This is a genomic window from Pelomonas cellulosilytica (assembly GCF_021353265.1).
GTDB classification, from domain to species: domain Bacteria; phylum Pseudomonadota; class Gammaproteobacteria; order Burkholderiales; family Burkholderiaceae_C; genus Pelomonas; species Pelomonas cellulosilytica.
Genome location: NZ_JAJTWU010000012.1, coordinates 50,743 through 74,324 on the forward strand (window position 1 = coordinate 50,743; position 23,582 = coordinate 74,324).

21 protein-coding genes and 1 tRNA gene are annotated in these 23,582 nt (G+C 66.0%); 15 read left to right on the forward strand and 7 right to left on the reverse strand.

From position 1 onward, the window contains the following. Positions 1–14 precede the first annotated feature (14 nt). From LXT13_RS25540 to LXT13_RS25595, 12 genes are all read left to right on the forward strand, one after another. A complete protein-coding gene (locus tag LXT13_RS25540; protein ID WP_233375142.1) occupies positions 15–1,391 on the forward strand; it encodes a multicopper oxidase family protein in 1,377 nt (458 codons plus the stop codon). 374 nt (positions 1,392–1,765) lie between these two features. After that, on the forward strand, positions 1,766–2,947 hold the full coding sequence (locus tag LXT13_RS25545) for a methyl-accepting chemotaxis protein (protein ID WP_233375143.1): 1,182 nt from the start codon (positions 1,766–1,768) through the stop codon (positions 2,945–2,947). 36 nt (positions 2,948–2,983) lie between these two features. Beyond that, entirely contained in the window at positions 2,984–3,352 is a 369-nt protein-coding gene (locus LXT13_RS25550) for a response regulator (protein WP_233375144.1), read from the forward strand. Between the two features lie 5 nt (positions 3,353–3,357). Further along, on the forward strand, positions 3,358–3,654 hold the full coding sequence (locus tag LXT13_RS25555) for an STAS domain-containing protein (protein WP_349254865.1): 297 nt from the start codon (positions 3,358–3,360) through the stop codon (positions 3,652–3,654). A 19-nt stretch (positions 3,655–3,673) separates the two neighbouring features. After that, positions 3,674–5,851: a chemotaxis protein CheA gene (locus LXT13_RS25560; protein WP_233375146.1), complete on the forward strand. Its 2,178-nt coding sequence runs from the start codon at positions 3,674–3,676 to the stop codon at positions 5,849–5,851. Positions 5,852–5,885: 34 nt separating this feature from the next. Continuing rightward, positions 5,886–7,556, forward strand: coding sequence for a methyl-accepting chemotaxis protein (locus tag LXT13_RS25565; RefSeq protein WP_233375147.1), 1,671 nt, complete (start codon positions 5,886–5,888; stop codon positions 7,554–7,556). A 47-nt stretch (positions 7,557–7,603) separates the two neighbouring features. Beyond that, the gene (locus tag LXT13_RS25570) at positions 7,604–9,400 is read left to right on the forward strand and encodes a methyl-accepting chemotaxis protein (RefSeq protein WP_233375148.1); all 1,797 of its coding nucleotides are present in this window, start codon (positions 7,604–7,606) and stop codon (positions 9,398–9,400) included. 9 nt (positions 9,401–9,409) lie between these two features. Further along, positions 9,410–9,973: a chemotaxis protein CheW gene (locus tag LXT13_RS25575; protein WP_233375149.1), complete on the forward strand. Its 564-nt coding sequence runs from the start codon at positions 9,410–9,412 to the stop codon at positions 9,971–9,973. A 157-nt stretch (positions 9,974–10,130) separates the two neighbouring features. Next, positions 10,131–11,351, forward strand: a complete 1,221-nt coding sequence (locus LXT13_RS25580; protein ID WP_349254866.1) for an EAL domain-containing response regulator — start codon at positions 10,131–10,133, stop codon at positions 11,349–11,351. A 19-nt stretch (positions 11,352–11,370) separates the two neighbouring features. Further along, positions 11,371–12,177 carry a CheR family methyltransferase gene (locus LXT13_RS25585; protein ID WP_233375150.1) on the forward strand — a complete coding sequence of 269 codons (807 nt, stop codon included), beginning with the start codon at positions 11,371–11,373 and terminating at the stop codon, positions 12,175–12,177. Between the two features lie 109 nt (positions 12,178–12,286). Further along, positions 12,287–12,832: a chemotaxis protein CheD gene (locus LXT13_RS25590; protein ID WP_233375151.1), complete on the forward strand. Its 546-nt coding sequence runs from the start codon at positions 12,287–12,289 to the stop codon at positions 12,830–12,832. Positions 12,833–12,855: 23 nt separating this feature from the next. Further along, positions 12,856–13,944, forward strand: coding sequence for a protein-glutamate methylesterase/protein-glutamine glutaminase (locus LXT13_RS25595; RefSeq protein ID WP_233375152.1), 1,089 nt, complete (start codon positions 12,856–12,858; stop codon positions 13,942–13,944). A gap of 2 nt (positions 13,945–13,946) precedes the next feature. On the opposite strand, the gene LXT13_RS25600 is transcribed toward LXT13_RS25595, so the two are convergent. The 5 genes from LXT13_RS25600 to LXT13_RS25620 all read right to left on the reverse strand — a co-directional run bounded on the left by LXT13_RS25600 (position 13,947) and on the right by LXT13_RS25620 (position 18,912). Continuing rightward, positions 13,947–15,632: a sensor domain-containing diguanylate cyclase gene (locus LXT13_RS25600; protein ID WP_233375153.1), complete on the reverse strand. Its 1,686-nt coding sequence runs from the start codon at positions 15,630–15,632 to the stop codon at positions 13,947–13,949. A gap of 343 nt (positions 15,633–15,975) precedes the next feature. Continuing rightward, positions 15,976–16,066, reverse strand: a tRNA-Ser gene (locus tag LXT13_RS25605). A 57-nt stretch (positions 16,067–16,123) separates the two neighbouring features. Further along, positions 16,124–17,419, reverse strand: coding sequence for a serine--tRNA ligase (gene serS / locus LXT13_RS25610; RefSeq protein WP_233375154.1), 1,296 nt, complete (start codon positions 17,417–17,419; stop codon positions 16,124–16,126). A 72-nt stretch (positions 17,420–17,491) separates the two neighbouring features. Continuing rightward, the gene (gene ispH, locus LXT13_RS25615) at positions 17,492–18,469 is read right to left on the reverse strand and encodes a 4-hydroxy-3-methylbut-2-enyl diphosphate reductase (protein ID WP_233375155.1); all 978 of its coding nucleotides are present in this window, start codon (positions 18,467–18,469) and stop codon (positions 17,492–17,494) included. Next, the gene (locus LXT13_RS25620; RefSeq protein ID WP_233375156.1) at positions 18,469–18,912 is read right to left on the reverse strand and encodes an FKBP-type peptidyl-prolyl cis-trans isomerase; all 444 of its coding nucleotides are present in this window, start codon (positions 18,910–18,912) and stop codon (positions 18,469–18,471) included. The genes ispH and LXT13_RS25620 overlap by 1 nt, the downstream gene beginning before the upstream one ends. A 42-nt stretch (positions 18,913–18,954) precedes the next feature. On the opposite strand from LXT13_RS25620, the gene radC reads away from it, so the two are divergent. The 3 genes from radC (at position 18,955) to LXT13_RS25635 (ending at position 21,078) form a co-directional block, all read left to right on the forward strand. Beyond that, complete coding sequence (gene radC / locus LXT13_RS25625) at positions 18,955–19,629, forward strand: RadC family protein (protein ID WP_233375157.1); 675 nt, start codon at positions 18,955–18,957, stop codon at positions 19,627–19,629. Next, positions 19,626–20,273 (forward strand): Smr/MutS family protein, encoded by a 648-nt coding sequence (locus LXT13_RS25630; protein WP_419964712.1) that lies wholly within the window; start codon positions 19,626–19,628, stop codon positions 20,271–20,273. The genes radC and LXT13_RS25630 overlap by 4 nt, the downstream gene beginning before the upstream one ends. Before the next feature lie 157 nt (positions 20,274–20,430). Further along, positions 20,431–21,078, forward strand: a complete 648-nt coding sequence (locus LXT13_RS25635; RefSeq protein ID WP_233375158.1) for a hypothetical protein — start codon at positions 20,431–20,433, stop codon at positions 21,076–21,078. 40 nt (positions 21,079–21,118) lie between these two features. Here the strand turns inward: LXT13_RS25635 and LXT13_RS25640 are convergent, their stop codons facing one another. Together LXT13_RS25640 and LXT13_RS25645 are read right to left on the reverse strand one after the other, a co-directional pair. Then, a complete protein-coding gene (locus LXT13_RS25640) occupies positions 21,119–23,119 on the reverse strand; it encodes a hybrid sensor histidine kinase/response regulator (protein ID WP_233375159.1) in 2,001 nt (666 codons plus the stop codon). Next, positions 23,112–23,570: a response regulator gene (locus LXT13_RS25645; RefSeq protein ID WP_233375160.1), complete on the reverse strand. Its 459-nt coding sequence runs from the start codon at positions 23,568–23,570 to the stop codon at positions 23,112–23,114. The genes LXT13_RS25640 and LXT13_RS25645 overlap by 8 nt, the downstream gene beginning before the upstream one ends. Positions 23,571–23,582: the final 12 nt, after the last annotated feature.

The following is a 23,582-nucleotide window of genomic DNA, read 5'->3' on the forward strand; positions in this document are numbered from 1 at the left end:
CTGCAAGGCTTGCCATGTTCAATCGACGCTCCCTGCTCGCGGGCTCCACGCTGGCCTCGCTGGCCGCCGTCTCCAAGGCCGCGCTCGCGGCGCTGCCCGAGCCCGTCATCCAGACCTCGCCCGACACGCAGCCACCGCTCGCGCCACCCAATGGTCGGCCGTACAACCCGGTCGTCACGCTGAACGGCTGGACGGCGCCCTGGCGCATGAACGCCGGCGTCAAGGAGTTTCACCTCGTCGCCGAGCCGGTCGTGCGCGAGATGGCACCCGGCTTCACCGCCAGGCTGTGGGGCTACAACGGCCAGAGCCCCGGCCCCACGATCGAAGTCGTCGAGGGCGACCGCGTGCGCATCTACGTCACCAACCGCCTGCCCGAGCCCACCAGCATGCACTGGCACGGACAGCGCCTGCCCAACGGCATGGACGGCGTGTCGGGCCTCACGCAGCCGGCCATACCGCCCGGCAAGACCTGGGTCTATGAATTCGTCGCCCGCCGGCCAGGCACCTTCATGTACCACCCGCACGCAGACGAGATGGTGCAGATCGCGATGGGCATGATGGGCCTGTGGATCACGCATCCGAAGGCGAAGCACCCGCACATCACCGACGTAGACCGGGACTACGCCTTCCTGCTGAACGCTTACGACATCGAGCCTGGAAGCGCCGCACCCAAGGTGATGACGATGCTGGACTTCAACCTGTGGAGCTGGAACAGCCGCGTCTTCCCCGGCATCGCGCCGCTTGTGGCGCGCCAGGGCGACCGGGTGCGCATCCGCATCGGCAACCTGACGATGACCAACCACCCCATCCACCTCCATGGCCACGAGTTCGAGGTGACAGGCACGGACGGTGGCGCGGTGCCGAGATCCGCCCGCTGGCCTGAGGTGACGACGGACATCGGCGTCGGCCAAATGCGCCAGATCGAACTCGTCGCCGACGAGGAAGGTGACTGGGCGCTGCATTGCCACAAAGCCCACCACACGATGAATGCGATGGGCCACAACGTGCCGACGATGCTCGGCGTGGATGCGGGCGACCTGGAGGCCAAGATCCGCGGGCTGGTACCCGGCTACATGGCGATGGGCCACACCGGCATGCACGAGATGGCCGAGATGCGCATGCGCGGCCCCGACAATACTGCCCCCATGATGGCTGGCGACGGGCCCTTCGGGCCGCTGGCGATGGGCGGCATGTTTAGCGTGCTGAAGGTGCGCCGCGGGCTGCGGCGTGGCGACTATGCGGACCCCGGCTGGTTCCAGCAGCCAGCGGGCACGCAGGCGCGCGAGGTGGGCGACGCGCCCCCCGCGCCTCAGCCGCCCGACGGCACGATGCCATCGCCAGGCGCCGTGGACGTGCAGGTGCGCAAGCCGTTGGGCCACACCGGTCATTGACCACGGGCACCTCCCTGGCGAAACCGACGCACCAGCGCGCCATGACGCCCGCCCACGGACGGGCGGGCAGTGGCGCGTCTTCACTGATTCGACGCCCCGTCCCTTGATGGCCGCTCGGGAGAGCTGCCCGTCGGCAACCGTCGCCCCCCGGACCGCTGGGCGCACCCAGCTCAAAGCAACACCCTAGCGCGACGATGCCGTGCAATGAATCACGCTTTGTAATTTGGTTAGCAAATGGCTTCTGAATACCGTGCATTTCTCATTGCATGAACAGATGCCGGTCCATCTTTGGGTGAGATATTGACGACTGTTACAACTCAGTTAACCCTGCTGTTCGGTGGCGTCTTTCGCCTGCTCGCCGAGCGCGAATCCACATGGTTGAGTCAACCAACAATGCGTTCCTTTCGTTCGCCAGCCCCACCGTTGCCCCAAGGGGTCGCGCCGGTGACTTGCATGCCTTCCTCATAGGCGCAGCCGGCGCGGTCGCGGTCCCCGTGGTCGGTGGGCTGAGCCTGCTAAATCTCTTGATCGCGCTGGTGCTCGTGGCTGGTGGCGCGTGGAGCGCCTGGCAGCGGGCACGCATCCGCACGACATCCGAGCGTTCAACGGCGGCCTTTGTCACGGAAACTGAACAGATTGGCCGCGACGTGCTGCCGATGTGGAGCGCCCATATCGAAGAATCGCGCGCACAGATGGAACAGGCCGTCGCCGCGCTGACGCTGCGATTCGGCGGCATCGTCGACCGGCTGGAACAAGCGCTCGCAGCATCCAACGCCGTTGCGAGCGCGCGTGGCGAGGGTGTATTCGAGGAGAGCAGCCGCGCATTGCGGGACGTGCTCGGCTTGCTGCACACCGCGATGACCAGCAACAACGAGTTGCATGCCGAGGTGCAGAGCCTCGAACGCTTCATCGCCGAGCTCCTTCATATGGCAGCCGAGGTGACCGCCATCTCCGCCCAGACCAACATGCTGGCGATCAATGCCGCTATAGAAGCAGCGCACGCCGGCGAGAACGGTCGCGGCTTTGGCGTGCTTGCCCAGGAAGTGCGCAAGTTGTCCGGCCTATCAGGCGACACAGCCAGGCGCATGACCGAGAAGGTCAACCTCATCAGTGATGCCATCAAGGCGGCACGGCAAAGTGCAGAGGCCTCGACAGAACGCGGCAACGCTTCCGCGACGGTCGCCGAGTCCACGATCAGCGGCGTTCTCGACAGCTTCCGCAAGGTCACCGAGGGGCTCGAAGCGTCGGCTGATGTGCTCAAGCAGGAGAGCCACGGCATACAGGGAGAAATCGTCGAGGCGCTGGTGCAACTGCAATTTCAGGACCGCGTGAGCCAGCGCATGACCCATGTGCGCCACAACATCGAACGCCTGCCACCGATGCTGCGCGACATGCGCGATCGCTACGAGAGTGGCGGGGTGTTGCAGGCCGTCCAGGCCGGCTTGCTGCTGGCGGATCTGGAGAGCAGCTATGCGATGGCCGACGAGCGCGCCACCCACCGTGGGGACGGCGCAGCTGCACAGGCTGCGCCGGCAGACGAAGTTACTTTTTTCTGATCACTGGCGATCAGCACCAGAAAAGGAAGAGCGGAAATGGCAAAAACAATCATGATCGTCGACGACTCTGCCTCGTTGCGGCAGGTGGTCAGCATCGCATTGCGCGGCGCCGGTTATGACGTGATCGAAGGCTGCGATGGCGCCGACGCCCTAAGGAAGCTGACCGGTCAGAAGGTGCACCTGATCATCAGCGACGTCAACATGCCCAACATGGACGGCATCAGCCTCGTCAAGGCTGTGAAGCAACTGCCGACCTACAAATTCACGCCGATCGTCATGCTGACGACCGAGTCGCAGGAAGCCAAGAAGGCCGCCGGGCAGGCCGCCGGTGCCAAGGCCTGGATGCTCAAGCCCTTCAGCCCGCCTCAGTTGCTCAGCGTCGTGCAGAAACTGGTGCTGCCTTGAACGCCGTGACGCAGACCCTCGCGCTCGACGGCGAGTTGACGATCTACCGCGCGTCGGAAATCTGCGAACTCCTGAAGTCCGCTCTAGGAGCCCGCCAGGATCTGGAGCTGAACCTCTCCGGCGTGACGGAGCTGGACAGCGCCGGCGTGCAGTTGCTGATGGCTGCCAAGAAGAGCGCCGCAGCCAGCCAGTGCGCGCTTCGCCTGATCGACCACAGCCCCACTGTGCTGGAGGTCTTCGAGATCCTCAACCTGGCCGCCCATTTCGGCGATCCGCTGCTGGTGCCGGCAGTACCGCAATGAGACGAGAAGACACGCTGTGATGAATCTCGATCAAGCACTACAGACCTTCCTTGCCGAAGGACGTGAACTGCTGGAGGACATGGAAGCCGCGCTGCTGAGCGTCCGCGACGAAGCTGACCCGTCGGAAAGCGTCAACTCCATCTTCCGTGCCGCACACACCATCAAGGGTTCGGCCGGCCTGTTCGGGCTGGACACCGTGGTGGCGTTCACGCATGTCGTGGAGAGCCTGCTGGATCAGGTGCGCGAGGGTGAGGTGGCGCTGGACGACGGTCTGGTGGCGCTGCTGCTCGCCTGCGGCGACCACATCGCGAGCCTGCTGGACGCGGTTGAAGATGGCCGGCGTGACCTCACCAACGACGAGGTGGCCACCGGCGCCGGCCTGCTGGCCGGGCTTCATGCCCAGATGAACCGCCCGCAGACCCAGCAGGCTGTGGCGCCGCCACCCGAGCCCGCTTTCGAGCGGCGGCCGGCGGACGCCGACCATGGGGAGGGCGCGGACCACTGGCACATCTCGCTGCGCTTCGGCCGCGACGTGCTGCGCAATGGCATGGATCCGCTGTCCTTCCTGCGCTATCTGGCCACCCTCGGCAGCATCGAGCATGTCGTGACGCTGCACGACGCGGTCCCTGCCCTGGAGACGCTGGACGCGGAGTCCTGCTGGTTGGGTTTCGAGATCGCGTTCAAGAGCGGCTGCGACAAGGCCACGATCGAAAGCGCTTTTGAATTTGTCATCGACGACTGCGCGCTGCGCATCGTGGCGCCGCGCAGCCGCGTGGCCGAATACATCGCGTTGATTGAACAGTTGCCGGAAGAGCCGAGCCGGCTCGGCGACATTCTGCTGCGATGCGGCAGCCTGACCTCCCACGAGCTGGACATGGCACTGAACAGCCAGCGGCAGGGCCAGCCCACCGAGTTGCTCGGCCGCATCCTCGCGGAGCAGGGGACGGTGGCGCCGCAGGTCGTCGAGGCGGCCCTGACCAAGCAGAAGCAGGTCAAGGAAACGCAGATCAAGGAGAGTCAATCCGTCCGTGTCGATGCGGACAAGCTTGATCGCCTGATCAACCTCGTGGGCGAGCTGGTCATCGCCGCAGCCGGCGCCAACCTGATCGCGCGCCGGACCCGCAGCGTGGATCTCCATGAGGCGCACTCGACACTCGCCGATCTGATCGAAGAGGTGCGAGACAGCGCGCTGCAGTTGCGCATGGTCAAGATCGGAGGCACCTTCGGCCGCTTCAAGCGGGTGGTGCACGACGTGGCCCGCGAACTGGGCAAGGACATCGAGCTGAAGATCAGCGGCGAGGACACCGAGCTCGACAAGACTGTCGTCGAGAAGATCGGCGATCCCCTGATGCACCTGGTGCGCAACGCGATCGATCACGGCATCGATTCGCCCGAACAACGCGCCGCGCGCGGCAAGCCCCTCAAAGGCACCGTGACGCTGAACGCCTTCCATGAGTCGGGCAGCATCGTGATCGAGGTCTGCGACGACGGCGGCGGCCTGAACCGCGACAAGATCCTTGCCAAAGCCATCGACCGTGGCCTGGTCGAAGCCGGAAAGCCCCTCGGTGACGGCGAGATCTACGGGCTGATTTTCGAACCCGGATTCTCGACAGCCGAACAGGTGACCAACCTGTCAGGCCGTGGGGTCGGCATGGACGTGGTCAAGCGCAACATCACGGCCCTTCGGGGCAGCGTGGGCATCGACAGCACGCCCGGCCAGGGAACGCGTGTCACGGTGCGATTGCCGCTGACGCTGGCCATCATCGACGGCTTCCAGGTCGGCGTGGGCAAGTCCGTCTTCGTCGTGCCGCTGGACATGGTCGACGAGTGCATTGAATTCACTGCCAAGCCTGGCCATGACTACATCGACCTGCGCGGCCAGGTTCTTCCCTTCATCCGGCTGCGGGAGTTCTTCGACATCGCCGGCGCGCCCGCCGCGCGCCAGAACATCGTGGTCGTCAAGCATCTGGGCCAGAAGTTCGGGCTGGTCGTCGACGCATTGATGGGCGAGGCGCAGACCGTCATCAAGCCGCTGTCCCGGATGTTCTCGCAGGTGCAGGGCATCAGCGGCTCCAGCATTCTTGGCAGCGGTGAAGTGGCCTTGCTCATCGATGTGCCGGTGCTCATGCAACGCGCCGGCACCGTCAGGCATGGCCAGGCGAGGCGCTTGCTGGGCGCCGGCGCGACGACCGCATGAGGCGGTTCCTATCTTTCTCAGGGAGTTCAACAACATGTTCACCAATCTGAAGATCGGCTTCCGGCTGATCACGGGGTTCGTGCTGGTCGCCGGCGTCAGTGCGGTGGTCGGCTTCATCGGCATCAACAACGCCAGCGTGATGAACGAGAAGGCGGAGTCGATGTACAGCAACGAGCTGATGGGCCTGTCCTTCATCAAGGAGGCCAACATCAACCTGATCTACATCGGCCGGGCGCGCGCGAACTACCTGCTAGCGAGCACCCAGGCGGAACGAGATAAGCATCTCGCATCCATTGCGAAAAGCAGCGCGGCGATGAAGGCCTACGTGGACAAGGCGCGGCCGCTGTTCGAGAGCGAGCGCGCCAAGGAGCTGTTCAACACCTTCGCCAACGCTTCCGAGGAGTACCAGCGGGAGATGCAGCGTGCGCTGACGCTGGCGTCCACCAAGAAGCTGATGGAGCGGGACGAGCAGCTAGCAACCGCATTGAATGGCGTGCGCGACCGCGCCGACAAGCTTGACCAGTTGTTCGACGAACTGGTCGCACAGAAGGAGGCACGCGCCAAGCAGGCCTCAGATGAGGCCGAAACGGTGTACCTCACAGGCCGGACGTTGATGCTGAGCTTGATTGGCGGCGGTGTGCTGCTGGGGGTGCTTCTAGGCTTCCTGATCAGCCGCAGCGTCACGCGACCCCTCAGTCGCGCCGTCGACGTGGCTAACCGGCTCGCCGAAGGCGACCTGACCCTGACGATCGAGGTGGAAGGCAAGGACGAGACCGGCCAACTGCTGAACTCGATGAAGCACATGGTGGAGAAGCTGTCGTTGGTGGTGACGGAGGTCAACGGCAGCGCGGAGTCACTGGCCGGCGCCTCCGAGGAAGTCAGTGCGACGGCGCAAGCCTTGTCGCAGGCGGCCAGCGAGCAGGCCGCAGGCGTCGAGGAGACGAGCGCCTCGATGGAGCAGATGACGGCGTCCATCTCGCAGAACACCGAGAACGCCAAGGTCACCGACGGCATCGCCACCAAGGCCGCCAGCGAGGCCAGCGAGGGCGGCGAGGCCGTGAAGGCCACCGTCGCGGCGATGAAGCAGATCGCGCAGAAGATCGGCATCATCGATGACATCGCCTACCAGACCAACCTGCTGGCGCTGAACGCGGCCATCGAGGCCGCCCGCGCCGGTGATCACGGCAAGGGCTTTGCCGTGGTCGCCGCCGAAGTGCGCAAGCTGGCCGAACGCAGCCAGGTCGCAGCGCAGGAGATCGGCACCGTGGCCAGCTCCAGCGTGGAACTGGCCGAGCGCGCCGGCAAGCTACTCGACCAGATGGTGCCCAACATCCGCAAGACCTCGGACCTGGTGCAGGAGATCACCGCGGCCTCGGAGGAACAGTCCTCCGGCGTGAGTCAGATCAACGCCGCCGTGACCCAGCTCAGCCAGACCACCCAGCAGAACGCCTCAAGCTCGGAAGAACTGGCTGCCACCGCCGAGGAGATGAGTGGCCAGGCCGAACAGTTGCAGCAGACCATGGCCTTCTTCAAGTTGAGCGGCCAAGGCGGCGCCAGCGTCGCACAGCGTACGCGGGTCGTCCACCAGCCGACGCAGAAGAAGAGCAAGGCAGCTCGACGCTCGAACGCCAGCTTCGCGATGTCTGCAACCAGTGGATTTGCGGCGGCCGATGCGCCGGACGAAGCCCATTTCTCCCGCTTTTGAGTCCGGCCGGCCCATTCAACCCGCGCTACCACCCTTTGAAAATCTCGATGTTTGCGAATCTGAAACTTGCGACCAAGCTGTTCGGCTCATTCCTGGTGGTCCTGGCCCTAATGGCAGGACTCGGGGGTTACTCCATCTATCAGCTCAGCATCGTCAACAACTCTACGGTGGATCTGTCCACCAACTGGCTGCCCAGCGTCCGCGATAGCACGGACATGAAGGCAGGGCTCAACCGCCTGCGTGTCCTGCAATACCGCATGGTGGTGGCTACTGAGGCCGCCGAGATAGCCGAGGTGGACAAGTCGCTCACGAACAGGATGGAGCAGCTACGCAAGACCACCGACAGGTACGCCAAGTCAATCAGCTCTCCCGAGGAGCAGCGCTTGTATGACAGCTACAAGACCGACTGGAATGCGTTCGAGCTGGAACAGGCGAAGATCATCGACTTCGCTAAGCAGAACAAGAACGACGAGGCGGTGGCGCTGCTCAATGGCGAATCCCGTCGTCGCTACGACCTTCTGCGCGAGACAACCGACAAGCTCGCCGAAATCAATGAGGAAGGTGGCAACAAATCTGCCGCCGAGGCCGCGGCGGCCTATTCGAGCGCCCGCGCGTGGACCATAGGCATCCTGTTGCTGTGCTCGGCGCTGGCCCTGGTCATGGCTTGGCTGATCACGCGCGCCATTACTCAGCCCATCAGCGTGGCAGTGGCTGCGGCAAACCGGCTGGCCAAGGGCGATATGGATGTGCACATTGAGGTGCACGGCAAGGACGAAGCCGCCCAGTTGCTACAGGCAATGAAGGACATGGCGACGGCCACCTCGGCCAGCCTCAATGGCGCCGGCCGTGTGATGGGCGCCATGGCCAATGGTGACTTGACGCAGTCCGTCGATGGTGACTACGAGGGCATCTATGCAGAGCTGAAGCACTCCATCAATGCCATGTCTACCAAGCTTGTTCAGGTGGTGACCGAAGTCAACGGCAGCGCGGAGTCACTGGCCGGCGCCTCCGAGGAAGTCAGTGCGACGGCGCAAGCCTTGTCGCAGGCGGCCAGCGAGCAGGCCGCAGGCGTCGAGGAGACGAGCGCCTCGATGGAGCAGATGACGGCGTCCATCTCGCAGAACACCGAGAACGCCAAGGTCACCGACGGCATCGCCACCAAGGCCGCCAGCGAGGCCAGCGAGGGCGGCGAGGCCGTGAAGGCCACCGTCGCGGCGATGAAGCAGATCGCGCAGAAGATCGGCATCATCGATGACATCGCCTACCAGACCAACCTGCTGGCGCTGAACGCGGCCATCGAGGCCGCCCGCGCCGGTGATCACGGCAAGGGCTTTGCCGTGGTCGCCGCCGAAGTGCGCAAGCTGGCCGAACGCAGCCAGGTCGCAGCGCAGGAGATCGGCACCGTGGCCAGCTCCAGCGTGGAACTGGCCGAGCGCGCCGGCAAGCTACTCGACCAGATGGTGCCCAACATCCGCAAGACCTCGGACCTGGTGCAGGAGATCACCGCGGCCTCGGAGGAACAGTCCTCCGGCGTGAGTCAGATCAACGCCGCCGTGACCCAGCTCAGCCAGACCACCCAGCAGAACGCCTCAAGCTCGGAAGAACTGGCTGCCACCGCCGAGGAGATGAGTGGCCAGGCCGAACAGTTGCAGCAGACCATGGCCTTCTTCAAGTTGAGCGGCCAAGGCGGCGTCCAGGCGCGCCCGCGTCCGCTCGGCAAGCCGCCGGTGAAGAAGACCGCAGGCGCGCCGCGGCCCGGCAAGGGCCTGGCGCTCTCCGCCGCGATGGGCTTCGCCAGTGCATCGAGCGACACGCTCGATGAATCGCAGTTCGCCCACTACTGAGGACTGGTCATGAACGCATTGGTCCCCACGCTCGCAGCGCGCGATCTCCCGGCTCCGCCCGCCGCGGTGAGCGATCCCACCCAATTCCTGACCTTCATGCTCGGCGGCGAGATGTTCGCCATCGGCATTCTGGCGATCAAGGAAATCATCGAATACCAAAGCCTCACGGAGGTGCCGATGATGCCGGCATCGGTCCGCGGGGTGATCAACCTGCGCGGTGCTGTTGTGCCGGTGATGGATTTGCTGGCCCGCTTCGGACGGCCGTCCAGCGACATCACCAAGCGCAGTTGCATCGTCATCGTCGAGGTCCAGGTCCGCGACGGCGAGCGGGTCGAAAACCAGGTGGTCGGCATCATCGTGGACTCGGTGAGCGAGGTGCTGGACATAGCGCCAGCCGACATCGAGCCGCCCCCTTCCTTTGGCACGCGCATACGCGGCGACTTCATCCAGGGCATGGGCAAGGTCAAGGGAAAGTTCGTGATCCTGCTGGACCTCAACCAAGTGCTGGCACTGGATGAGCTGGCTCATGGTGACACGGCAGCCATCACGGATGGATCGACCGAATCGCACTAGGCGGCCGACGGCCTTCCCATGACCTGCTGCCTCATTGCCGCTCGGCGGGCCGCATCCGCGGCCCGCGTCACAGCGGTCACATCCGTGACCGATGAATCGAATGTCACGTTCCCCTGAAATCGCGACGACTGACGGGATGACGCATCGCGTCGGCTCAATGCTCATCGTGGACGACAGCGATGTGCAGCGCGAGCATGCCGTGGCACTGGGCCGTGAGCACGGCGTGGCCCTGATCCATCAAGCCGCCAGCGGCAGCGAGGCCCTGGCGTTGCTGGAGAGGCTGGACCTGCCGCCTGACGTGCTCGTCGTCGACCTGGAGATGCCCGGCATCGATGGTGTCGAACTGATCCAGCAGTTGCATCAGCGTCGGATCCATGTGCCGCTGCTGGTGGCCTCGGGACGCGAGGGAGCGCTGATCCATTCCGTCGAGATCATGGCCCGCAAGCTGGGCCTCACCGTCCTTGCCGGGCTGCAGAAGCCCCTGCGAGCTGGCCCGTTCCAGGCCGCTCTGCAGCGCTTCAAGCCGCCCGAGCAGGCCACTGGCGCCCCGGCCGCCACGGCGGCCCCGACCCCGGCCTTCACACGAGATGACCTCGCGTCGGCCATCGCCGTCGGCGCGATCGACGTCCACTACCAGCCCAAGGTCGACATGCGCACCGGCATCGTCAGGGGCATGGAAGCGCTGGCACGCTGGCACCGACCGGGCAGCGGCTTCGTGCGCCCCGACCTCTTTGTCGCGCTGGCCGAGCAGGAAGGCCTGATCCATGAACTGACGATGGCGGTGATGGCACGGGCGCTGGCGCAGGCGGCGCAATGGGGTCGGCGCGGGCTCAGGCTGTCGATGGCAATCAACCTGTCCCAGCGCCTGCTCGACCGGCCATCGTTAGTGGACGAGATCGCCGCCATGGTGAGGCGCCACGGTCTGAAATCGGAGCAGGTCGTGCTCGAAATCACCGAGGGCACGCTCGCCTCACGCGCAAGCACGGCACTCGGCGTGTTGGCCCGCTTGCGGCTGAAGGGGTTCGGCCTGTCGATCGACGACTACGGCACGGGTTTTTCGTCGATGCAGCAGCTCGCCCGGATCCCATTCACCGAACTGAAGATCGACCGATCCTTCGTGCACGGCTCGCATCAGCGGACCAACCTACGCGTGATCCTGGAGTCCGCCCTGGACATGGCCCGCCGGCTCGACATGGTCACGGTCGCCGAGGGCGTCGAGATGATGGAAGACTGGCGCCTGCTGCAACAGGCCGGATGCGCCATCGGCCAGGGCTTCCTGATTGCCAAGCCCATGCCGGCGAGCGACATGCTGCCATGGATCAAGCGCCACCAACCCCGGCTGCAGGAGCTGCGCCAGAACGCGCTCCCCAATCCCTAGCCCTGCGTTCCGAGCCCCGATGAATTCCATTACCGACACCGAGTTCGGGCACTTCCAGCGCTTCATCTACGAAGCCGCGGGCATCAGCCTGTCCCCCGCGAAGAAGGCGCTGGTCTGCGGCCGCCTGTCCAAGCGGCTCGTGGCCCATCAGCTGAACAGCTATTCGGCGTACTTCAAGTTGTTGGCCAGTGGCAGCGCTCCCACCGAAGTGCAGACGGCCGTCGACCTGCTGACGACCAACGAGACCTATTTCTTCCGTGAACCCAAGCACTTCGAGCTGCTGCGCGAGGTGGCGATGGCTTACGCAACGCGCCGAACCGGCCAGCCGTTCCGCGTGTGGAGCGCAGCAAGTTCCACCGGCGAGGAGTGCTACAGCATCGCCATGGTGCTGGCCGACTGCCTGGGCGGCACGACCTGGGACGTCGTGGGGTCCGACATCAGCAGCCGCGTGCTGCAGCGGGCGCGTGCCGGGCACTATTCGCTGGAACGCACGCGGCTGATTCCACCGGCTTACCTGAAGCGTTTCTGCCTTCGCGGCCACGGCGAACAGGAGGGGACGCTGCTGGTCGACCGCGAGCTCCGCAGCCGGGTCACGTTTTCGCATGTGAATCTCAACACCGAATTGCCCCGACTGGGCAGCTTCGATGTCATCTTCCTGCGCAACGTGATGATCTATTTCAACAGCGACACCAAGCGCCAGGTCGTGGCTCGTGTGCTCTCGCTGCTCAAGCCAGGCGGCTTCTTCTGCATCGGTCACTCCGAAAGCCTCAATGACATCACCACGGCTGTCCAGCAGATCGCCCCGTCGATTTATCGCAAGCCTTGACCGGCTCCGGAGGCGTCACGCCGGCGCCGCGGCTGCGCCGGGCGTGCGGTCAGACGTCGGGGTCAGCACCATCACACGTCGGCATCGCCTCCAGGTTCACTGCGATCCCATGGATAAGACCCCTCCCGCCGTCGTACCTGCCTTCTCGTCGCAGATCGACATCTTCCTGCGCCCTGGCGAATACTTCGTCGGCGATGAATCGCACCGCATCCGCACGCTGCTGGGCTCCTGCGTGTCCGTCACGCTTTGGAGCCCACAGCGGCGTGTCGGTGCCATGTCCCACTTTCTGCTGGCCACACGCTGTCATTCAGGCCGCCCGGCTGCGGAGCTGGACGGCCGTTATGGCGACGAGGCCCTGCACCTGATGCTCGGTGAACTCGCCCGCGACGACGTGCGGCCCGCGCAATGCCAGGCCAAGATCTTCGGCGGCGGCGAGATGTTCTCCACGCGGACCTCCGTCGGGCACAAGACCATCGGGCGCCGCAATGGCGAGGCTGCGCGCGAGATGCTGCAGTCGAGAGGCATTCAGGTCGTTTCCGAAAGCCTCTTCGGCCGTGGACACCGGCAGATCATTTTCGATGTGCACAGCGGCAATGTCTGGTCGCGCCAGATCAGCCCCAAAGCCAACGCTGCGACGTTGTTCGCTTCCTTCTGAGCCGCACCGGGCGTGCCCCCCACATGAATCCAATCAAGGTCATGGTCGTCGACGACTCCGCCGTCGTGCGGCAGGTCGTCGCCGGCCTGCTCGGCGCATCGCCCGGCATTCAGGTCATTGCTGCAGTGGCCGACCCGCTGCTCGCCATAGAGCGGCTCAAGCAGCAATGGCCCGACGTCATAGTGCTGGATGTCGAGATGCCGCGCATGGACGGCATCACCTTCTTGCGCCGCATCATGCACGAGCGCCCGACGCCCGTGGTCATTTGCTCGACGCTGACGGACAAGGGCGCGAAGACGACACTGGAGGCCCTTGCCGCCGGCGCAGTCGCCATCGTGACCAAGCCCAAGCTCGGGCTCAAGCAGTTCCTCGTGGAGGCATCGGACGACCTGGTGCAGACCGTGCGCACGGCGGCACGCGCCAACGTGCGCCGGCTCGTTCCCCGCCCGGAAGCCACTACGGCGGCGAGCGCCGGCGGACTTGCACCCGCCAAGCACACGGCCGACGTCATCCTGCCCCCGGTTGCAACCCGCGCCATGTCGCAGACGACAGAGCGGGTGGTTGCCATCGGTACCTCCACCGGCGGCACGCAGGCGCTCGAGGAGGTGCTGACGACCTTGCCACGCGTATGCCCGGGCATCGTCATCGTGCAGCACATGCCGGAGAAGTTCACGGCCGCCTTCGCCGCCAGGCTGGATACGCTCTGCCAGATCACCGTGAAGGAAGCTGCGACCAACGACCGCGTTGTACCCGGGCGCGCACTGATCGCCCCCGGAGGTCGCCATCTTCTGCTCAAGCGCAGCGGGGCTCAGTACTTCGTCGAGGTCGTCGACGGTCCCCTCGTCAACCGGCACCGGCCATCGGTGGACGTGCTGTTCCGCTCCGTTGCCAAGAGCGCCGGCGTCAATGCCCTGGGCGTCATCATGACCGGCATGGGCGACGACGGTGCGGCCGGTCTGCTGGAAATGCGCAACGCCGGCGCTCGCACCGCCGCGCAAGACGAGGAGAGCTGCGTCGTCTTCGGCATGCCCCGCGAAGCGATTAAACGGGGCGGCGTCGAGAAGACCATTCCGCTGGGCTCGGTCGCCCAGGAGATCCTGCGGCAGCTGTAGCGTCAGGCCTCGGCCGGGGCCGGGGCCAGCGCTTGCGGAGCGCCGAAGGCGACCACCCGGTTGCGTCCATCGCGCTTGGCACGGTAGAGCGCCGAGTCCGCCTTCTGAATTAGTTCATCCGCAGCCTGCGCGTCCAGCGGCATGCACGCCATGCCAATGGAGACGGTGACCGGCTGGTGCTGCCCTCCTCCGACGCTCAACGGCGGCATGTGGCGAATCGCCTCCACCAGCGCCCAGGCGCGGGTCAACGCCGATTCCCTGGTCGTGCCTGGCAGAACGACGGTGAACTCCTCGCCACCATAGCGGGCCACCAGGTCTCCGGCCCTGACGGTCTGCGCCAGCGTGCCAGCCACACGACGCAAGACCTGATCGCCCAGGTCGTGTCCATGCTTGTCATTGAACTGCTTGAAATGATCCACGTCGATCATCAGCACGGCCAGGCAGGCTCCTTCCTCCCCCTCGCCTCGCATCGCCCGGAGCAATTCGCGATTCAACGATTCGTCAAGGAAGCGCCTGTTGTAGAGGCCGGTGAGCGCGTCTCGGGTGGATTGCTGACGCAGTGATTCCCGCAGGCGCAGATTGCCCAGCGAAAGCGCGACTTGTTCAAATGCGGACTGCCGCAGTTGAGAAACCCGGGACAGGTCCTCCGGCTGAGCCGCCTCCAGGACCAGCAGGCCGGCCAGGTCGCCATGAGAGGCCAAGGGAATGCATAGGGTTCCCGGCCTCAACGGCAATTCTGCATGTTGAAGATGCTTGCATGCACTCGCGCCGCCCTTCGACGGCTGCTCGAACGGTTGGCCATTGCGGAGCGCCCAGCATTCCAGCGGCTCGAAATACTCGGCATAGGCCACCTCACCCCACGACAGGCATCGGCGCAACTGGTTTTTTGACGCAGCGACCAGATAGAGCGCGCCGGAGCTCGCCTTCAGCAACGACGGCAGGTGGTCGGCCAGGATGGCTTGCGCCTCACTCATGTCCTGGCAGGTCTGCAAGAAGCGCCCCATCTCAGACAGCTGTCGCAGGTGCGCATTCTGTTCCGCCGTCCGTGCCGCAAGGCTTTCCAGTTCTGCCGCGCGTTGAGTCAGAGCGGCCTCGTTGGCGGCCATGCGTCGCGCGAAGACCATGCTTCTCGTCACCACAAAGCCCAGCAGCCCGATGCTGACGAGAATCTGCACGGCCAACGTGCCGTACATCATCGACAAGGCTCGGTCGTGGGCTCGCTGCAGCTCAACGACTTGCAGCGCCTGACTCCGCGCGATGGCCTCTTCTTTGGTCCGCAGGGCAGACATCAGCTGCAGCCCTCGCCCCCCGCGGATCGCTGCCTCGGCCTCCGCACCCAGGCCGGAGGCCCGCAACGCGACGACCTTGGCCAGGTCATCGAGCTTGACGTCCACCATCGCCATCGCCTCCTTAACGAGGGCTTGCGAAGCGGTTGCTGCTGCCCGCTGTTCGAGGGCCTGTGTTGCGGAACGGATGTCGGCAAGCGCCGAGTGGTAGGCCGCGAAGTGGTCCGCACCACCGGACATCAGGTATCCATACTGGCTCGACTCCGCGTCGAGAACCAGCCGAATCATCCGATCCGCCGCAATCGTCGTACGCAGGGCCTCATCCAGCTTTTGCTGCGCTCGGGCCAGTTCGCTCAGGCTGCGGCCGGTTACGGCGCCACAGGCGGCAATGATCAAAAGCACCAAAGTCAAAACGATGCGTTGTCGCCTTGGCATGACTTCAGGCGCTGACAACAGATCGTTTATTTGTGACATAGCCTCTTATAAGTTATTCACGTCGCTCATAGATGGCCGAATTTCACACGTGAGCGTAGGACGCGGGCAAGTGTCGCGAAGCGCGTTCTAGGTGTCACAGGGCGCCAAGCACAGTTGCGGATGCTGCTCGAACGCCATCCCACCTTCACGACCAGCTGATTGGCCTGGAGTGGCGGAGACCGGCATGTAGTGCCGTCGCCAAATCTACGGACCGAAAAAGCAAAAAGGCTAGTCGTAAAACTAGCCTAAGTGCTTGTCAAAAAATGACAATTGGCGGAGAGGGAGGGATTCGAACCCTCGGTACGGGGATACCGTACGCCTGATTTCGAGTCAGGTACATTCGACCACTCTGCCACCTCTCCTGATTCGGTGCGAGCGAAGCCCAGTATTGTAGCCTGAATTTCGCCGCACGCATCAACTCAGCCGCGCAGCACCGCCAGCCCGCCCATGTAAGGGCGCAGAGCCTCGGGCACCTCGATGGAGCCATCGGCCTGCTGGTAGTTCTCCAGCACCGCCACCAGGGTGCGGCCCACGGCGAGGCCGGAGCCGTTGAGCGTGTGGACCAGCTCGTTCTTCCCCTGGGCGTTCTTGAAGCGCGCCTGCATGCGGCGGGCCTGGAAGGCACCCATGTTCGAGCAGGAGCTGATCTCGCGGAAGGTGTTCTGCGCCGGCAGCCAAACCTCCAGGTCATACGTCTTGGCCGCGCCGAAGCCCATGTCACCGCTGCACAGCAGCATCGTGCGGTACGGAAGACCGAGCTTCTGCAGGATGGCCTCGGCATGGCCGGTCATTTGCTCCAGCGCGGCCATGCTGTGCTCAGGGTGCTCGATGCGAACCATCTCGACCTTGTCGAACTGGTGCTGGCGAATCATGCCGCGCGTGTCGCGCCCGGCAGAGCCTGCCTCCGACCGGAAGCAGGGGCTGTGCGCCGTCAGCTTGACCGGCAGGTCTTCGGCCTTGAGGACGCTTTCGCGCACCGTGTTGGTCAGCGAGATTTCCGACGTAGAGATCAGATACTGCTCGCCCTGCTCGTCGTCGCCGCCGCGCAGCACCCAGAACATCTCCTCCTTGAACTTGGGCAACTGGCCCGTGCCTTCGAGGATCTCGCGGTTGACAATGTAGGGCGTGTAGCACTCGGTGTAGCCGTGCTCGGTCGTCTGGATGTCCAGCATGAACTGCGCGAGCGCGCGGTGCAGCCGGGCGACCGGGCCCTTCAAGAACGTGAAGCGCGAGCCGGACAACCGGGCGCCGGTCTCGAAATCCAGGCCGAGCGGCGCGCCCAGGTCGACATGGTCTTTCACTTCGAAGTTGAAGGTGCGCGGCGTGCCCCAGCGGCGCACTTCGACGTTGCCGTGCTCGTCGGCGCCCGCGGGCACGCTGGCGTCGGGCAGGTTGGGCACGCCCATCAGCATGTCGTTGAGCTCGGCCTGGATGGCGTCCAGCCGCTCGGCGCCGGCCTTCAGCTCGTCGGCAATGCCGCCGACCTCGGCCATCAGCGCGGAGGCGTCCTCGCCCTTGCCCTTGGCCATGCCGATCTGCTTGGACAGGCTGTTGCGGCGGGCCTGCAGTTCCTCGGTGCGGGTCTGCACGGCCTTGCGTTCGGCCTCCAGCGCCTTGAAGCGCTCCACGTCCAGGAAGGGCTGCGGGGTTTTGCGCGCGTTTAGGCGCTCGACGACGGCATCGAGGTCCTTGCGCAGTTGGGTGATGTCCAGCATGGGAATCCTTCGGGAATCGAATACGAAAACGGCGCCGATGTCACAGCGCCGCCGGTGCATGAGGCATCGGCTTCAAGATCGGGAGGCACTCACCTCGGCCATGGACTTGTCGCCCAGGCCCATGGGCAGCGGGAAGCGCACATGCTCCTCCACGCCCGGCAGGCTGCGCACAGTCATCGCGCCGAGCTGACGCAGCCGGTCGATGACGGCCTGCACCAGCACGTCGGGGGCCGAGGCGCCCGCGGTCAGGCCCACTCGGGTGCGGCCCTCCAGCCACTCGGCCTTCAGGTCTTCAGCCGCATCCACCATGTAGCCCGGCGTGCCGAGGCGCTCGGCCAGCTCGCGCAGGCGGTTGCTGTTGGAGCTGGTGGGGCTGCCGACGACGATGACGACATCCACCTGCGGCGCCAGCAGCTTGACGGCATCCTGCCTGTTCTGCGTGGCGTAGCAGATGTCCTGCTTCTTGGGCTCCCGCACCTGCGGGAACACGCGCTTGACCTCTGCCAGGATCTCGGCCGCGTCGTCCACGCTCAGCGTCGTCTGCGTGACGACAGCGAGCCGGGTCTGATCCTTCACCTGCACCTTGGCCACGTCGGCCACCTCTTCGACGAGGTAGATGCCGTCCGTCAGCTGACCCATGGTGCCCTCGACTTCAGGGTGACCCTTGTGGCCGATCATGATGAACTCGAAGCCCTCGCGGTGCAGCTTGGCCACTTCGACATGGACCTTCGTGACCAGCGGGCAGGTCGCGTCGAAAATCTGGAAGCCGCGCTCGGCGGCCTCGCGGCGCACCTCCTGGCTCACGCCGTGGGCGCTGAACACCAGTGTCGCGCCGGCCGGCACCTCGGCCAGGTCCTCGATGAAGATCGCGCCGCGCGACTTCAGGTCGTTGACGACGTAGGTGTTGTGGACGATCTCGTGGCGCACGTAGATCGGCGCGCCGAACTTGACGAGCGCACGCTCGACGATCTCGATTGCACGGTCCACGCCGGCACAGAAGCCGCGTGGCTCGGCGAGCAACACTTCCTGCGGATGCACGGCAGCAGGCATCACAACACCCCGATCACTTTGACTTCGAAGCTGACCGGCTGGCCGGCCAACGGATGGTTGAAGTCGAACAGCAGCGCTTCATCGCCCAGCTCGCGCACGACGCCGGCATAGCCGCCCTGTCCGTCCGGGCCCGGGAACTGCACGACGTCGCCGACATGGTAGGTCTCGTCGGGGTCGCCCAGCTGCTTCAGCAAAGACAGCTTCACGCGCTGCAGCAGCTCCGGGTTGCGCTCGCCGAAGGCCTCACCCGCCGGCAGCTCGAAACGTTCATGTGCGCCCTCGGGCAGGCCGATCAGGCGGGCCTCGATGGCCGGGGACAGCTGACCGGCGCCGAGGGACAGCGTGGCGGGCTTGTCATCGAAGGTGTTGACGATGTCGGCACCGTCAGGCCCCGTGAGGCGGTAGTGCAGGGTCAGGAAGGACCCGGCCTGGATGGGGTTCATGCGAGAAGGGGCGAAGCGCTTGGCTAGACTGGGCGCGATTTTATGTCGCTGACCCACCTCCCTCCGGACGCGCGCCCGCGCGAGAAACTGCTGGCCCGTGGCCCGCAGGCGCTCGCGGACGCCGAGCTGCTGGCGCTGCTCCTGCGCACCGGCATCCAGGGCATGCCCGTGTTGCTGCTGGCGCAGAGCCTGCTCGACCGGTTCGGCGGGTGGGCCGGGCTGCTGGCGGCCAGCGTCCAGGATCTCGGCAAGGTCAGGGGCTTGGGACCGGCCAAGCGCGCGGAGATCGCCGCCGTGCTGGAGATTGCGCGGCGTTCACTGAACCAGCAGCTAGCCGAAAGACCGGCAATGAACGCCGTGGAGACCGTCAAGACCTATCTTCGGTTGCACCTAGGTGGTCTGAGTCAGGAAGTGTTCGCCGTGCTGTTCCTGGACGCGCAGCTGCGACTCATCGCGATGGAGAAGCTGTTCCACGGCACACTGAGCCAGACGGCCGTGCACCCGCGAGAAGTGGTCAAGCGCGCGCTGGCCCTCGGCGCCGGCGCGGCGATCCTCGCCCACAACCATCCGAGCGGCGTGGCCGAGCCCTCCAAGGCCGACGAATCGCTGACGCGCCATCTTGTGCAGGCGTTGGCGCTGGTGGACGTGCGCGTGGTGGACCATTTCATTGTCGGTGCCGGCGAGGTCGTGTCGTTTGCAGAGCGGGGCTTGCTGTGACCCCCAAGACTGTGCGCAGCCTGGCCGACCTGAAGCCGCTCGCCCGCGAACTGGCAGCGGCGCGGCTGGCGGCCGAGGCGGAGCGCGAGCGGCTGGCTGCGGCGATGCGCTTGGCCGAACAGGAAAGCCGCGTGTTCGAGCTGAGCGTCGGCCCGGTCACGCCGCTGCGCAGCTTCAACCGCGTCATCCACGCGCGCGAGCAGCCCGCTCCCGAGCCACGCCAGCGCGAGGCCGACGAACGCGCTGTGCTGCTTCAGGCGCTGTCCGACGAGATCGACATCGACACGCTGCTGGATACCGACGAGACGCTGAGCTTCCGGCGCGACGGCATCGGCGTCGAGGTCGTCCGCAAACTGCGGCGCGGTCACTGGTCGCTGCAGGCGCAGCTGGACCTGCACGGCCTGCGGCGCGATGCCGCGCGCGAGGCGCTCAGCAGCTTCGTCCACGACAGCGCGCGGCGCGGCCTGCGCTGCGTGCGCGTCGTGCACGGCAAGGGCCACGGATCGCCCGGCCGGGAGCCGGTGCTCAAGGGCCGCGTGCGGCGCTGGCTGGTGCAGAAGAACGAGGTGCTGGCCTTCGTGCAGGCCCGCGCCAGTGACGGCGGCGCCGGCGCGCTGATCGTGTTGTTGAGCGGCACGGCCTGACCCTGCTGTTCGACGGCGGTGTGCACTCCGTCGCGAATACGCCGACACCGAAGGGCAAACCCGACGTTGCCTGCAGATCTGCGCAGCAGTAGCCTGAGCTCAAAGCCGCCGCGTGCGCGACTTCCGGTTTCCCCACCGCTGCAAGAGAGGAGAGCCCATGACGACGCCCCACACCTATGCCTCGCCCAAGCCCAGGAGCTACCTGGGCGTCGGTCTGGTGGTTGCGCTGCACCTGGCCGGCATCTACGCGTTGAGCGCCGGCATGCTCCATTCGCCTGTCAAGCATCAGGACCCGCTGTGGGTGAAGCCGGTGCACGAAATCGTTGATCCGCCGCCCCCGGTCGACAAGGTGAAGCCGGAGAAACCCATCCTGAAGGACATCCCCACCATCCCGGTGCCGATTCCCGAAGACCCCCTGGTGGCTCGTCCGGCTGAGCAGCCGCCACTCGTCACGGGCACCCCGATTCGTGACACCCCCGGACCCCTGGCCGATGCCGGCCCCGTCACCCGAGAAGCCCAGCCGGTCACGAAGGCCCGGCAGGACGTCACCACGCCAGGCGCCGTCTGCTCGGTCATGCCCCGCCCCGACGTCCCCGCCGTCAACTGGACCGGCGACGCCGTGCTGCAAGTGGTGGCCACCGTGCGCGGCGGGCATGTCGTCGGCACCGAGTTCCGCGTCGCGCAGGGCGCGCTGGACGTCAGGACGCGCCGTTCACTGCAGCGCGCCGTCGAAGCCGCGCTGGCGGGCTACCAGTGCCAGGGCGATGCGATGTTCCAGCAGGACTTCGCCTTCCGCATCGACTGAGGCTCCCGGGGCTGGCGCCGTGCGGCGTCAGCCCGCTGGCTCAGGCGCCAGGCGTCGGCGCACCGACCGGCGCATGCAGGGCCTCGCGAACGGCATCGCCCAGCTGGCGGATGTCGATGGGCTTGGCTACGTAGCGCTGGAAGCCGGCGGCCAGACCGGCCTGGCAGTCGCCCAACATTGCGAAGGCCGTCAGAGCCACCGCGGGCAGTTCCGCCGTTCCCGGCTGCTGACGCACCGCCTGCACCAGCGACAGGCCATCCATCTCGGGCATGCCGATATCCGACACCAGCACGTCGAAGCGCTGCTGGGCCAGCAGCGCCAGCGCTTCCTGCGCGCTGACAGCGGCGACGACGTCGGCGCCCAGCTCCCGCAGCGTAGCCTGGCCGATGTCCCGCGCATCGTCCTCGTCGTCCACCAGCAGCACGCGCACGCCATCGAGGCGGACGGCCGCCTCGCCGCCCGCCGTCACGCTGACCTTGGCTGGCGCCTCGTGAGGCGCCGCGACCGGGGGCAGCCGCACGTCGAAGCGCGCGCCGCGATCAGGCCCGTCGCTGAAGGCGAAGATCTGGCCGCCGTGAAGGTCGACGATGGCCCTCGCAATGGCCAACCCCAGCCCCAGACCGCCGGCTTTGCGCGTACGTGAGCCGTCCTCCTGGCGCAGCCGGTCAAACACATGCGGCAAGAACTCAGCGGAAATGCCGCGGCCTTCGTCCTGCACCGACAACCTCGCCATGCCGTCGGCGTCCACCTCCGTCGTCACGAGCACGCGTCCGCCATCGACGCTGAATTTCAGCGCATTGCCCACGAGGTTGGAGATCACCTGCGTCAGGCGCTGCGCATCCCCGGCGACCCACAGCGCGCCGGTGCCACGGCACGTCAGCTCAATGCGGCGTGCCTGCGCCGCATGCTCATGCGACAGCAGCGTCTCAGCCGTCAACGCCGCCAGGTCCAGCAGGGCGCGCTGCAGCACCAGCTTGCCGGCCACGACGGCGCTCATGTCGAGCAGGTCGTTGATCATGCGCGCCTGCAGCTGGGCGTTGCGGCGGATGACGAGCGCCGCCTTGCCCAGCAGCTCGTCACCCGCGCTGCGCTTTTCGAGGATGTCGGCCCAGCCACTGATCGCGCTCAGCGGCGAGCGCAACTCGTGCGACAGAACGGCAAGGAACTGGTCCTTCAGCTCGTTGCTGCGCTCGGCCTCCTCCTTGGCCAGGCGCAGCTGCTCTGAGGCCTCATAGGCGGCCGTCACATCGCGCACGATCTTGGAGAACCCGGTGTGCTCGCCGGCGGCGCTGTAGAGCGGCGTCAGCACGCATTCCGCGCGCAGCCGGCTGCCGTCCTGCCGCATCAGCCAGCGGTCGTCACGGGCCGAGCCGGCGGCCAGCGCGGCGGCCATCTGGCGTTGCACGACACCATCTGCCCGGTCCTGCGGCGCGAACAGCAGCTCGGCCGACCTCCCCCGCACGTCGTCCAGCGCGTGGCCGAAGATGCCGCCGGCGGCACGGTTCCAGTCGCGGATCAGCCCTTCACGGTCCAGCAGGATGACGGCATAGTCCTGCAGCGAGTCGACTACGCGGGCGTAGAGCGCGTCCGCCTCGCGCAACCGGGCTTGGGCGCGCTGGCGGGCCTCACGCTGGGCCACCTCGCGCAGCGCCCGGCCGATAACGATGGGCAATCGCGTGAGCCGGCCTTTCATCACATAGTCGGTGGCGCCGCGCTTGAGCAGCTCGACAGTGTTCTCCTCGCCGATGACCCCTGACACGAAGATGAAAGGTGTGTGCGGCACGGCGACCTGCGCCTGATCCAGCGCCTCGGCGCCGTTGAAGCCGGGTAGCTGGTAGTCGGACAGGATGACGTCGAAGCGATCCGAGTCGAGCGCCTGCCTGAAGCCGGCCTCGTCCTTCACCCAGACAAGCCGGCTGTACGGATAGGCAGTCTCCAGCGTCGCGCCAAGCAGCTCGGCATCGAAGGCCGAGTCCTCCAGCAACAGGATGTTCAGGCCCGCGAGCGACCCGGGGCCGGTGTCTGCCGGGACCTCACTCATAACGGCGGTGCGTGCGCAGGGACCCCGGCGGCGGCTCGTTCAGCACCGCCCAGAACACGCCCAGGTCGGCGATGGCGGCGACGAACTGCCTGAACTCCACCGGCTTGACGACGTAGGCGTTGACGCCCAGCTCGTAGCTCTGCACGACGTCGGACTCCGCCTGCGATGACGTCAGCATGACGATGGGAATGCTCTTCAGCGGTCCGGTGTGGCGAACGGCGCGCAACACCTCGAGGCCATTGACCTTGGGCAGCTTCAGGTCCAGCAGCACGACGGCCGGGTTTCCCTCGCTTCGGTCGGCGTGCACGCCTTCGCGGTTGAGATAGTCCAGCGCCTCGGCACCATCGCGCACGACGATGACTTCGTTGGCGAGCTGGCTTCTCTCCAAGGCGACCAGGGTAAGTTCCAGGTCGCGGGCGTCGTCCTCGACGAGCAGGATGGGCTTGAGCATGGTGGACCTCGC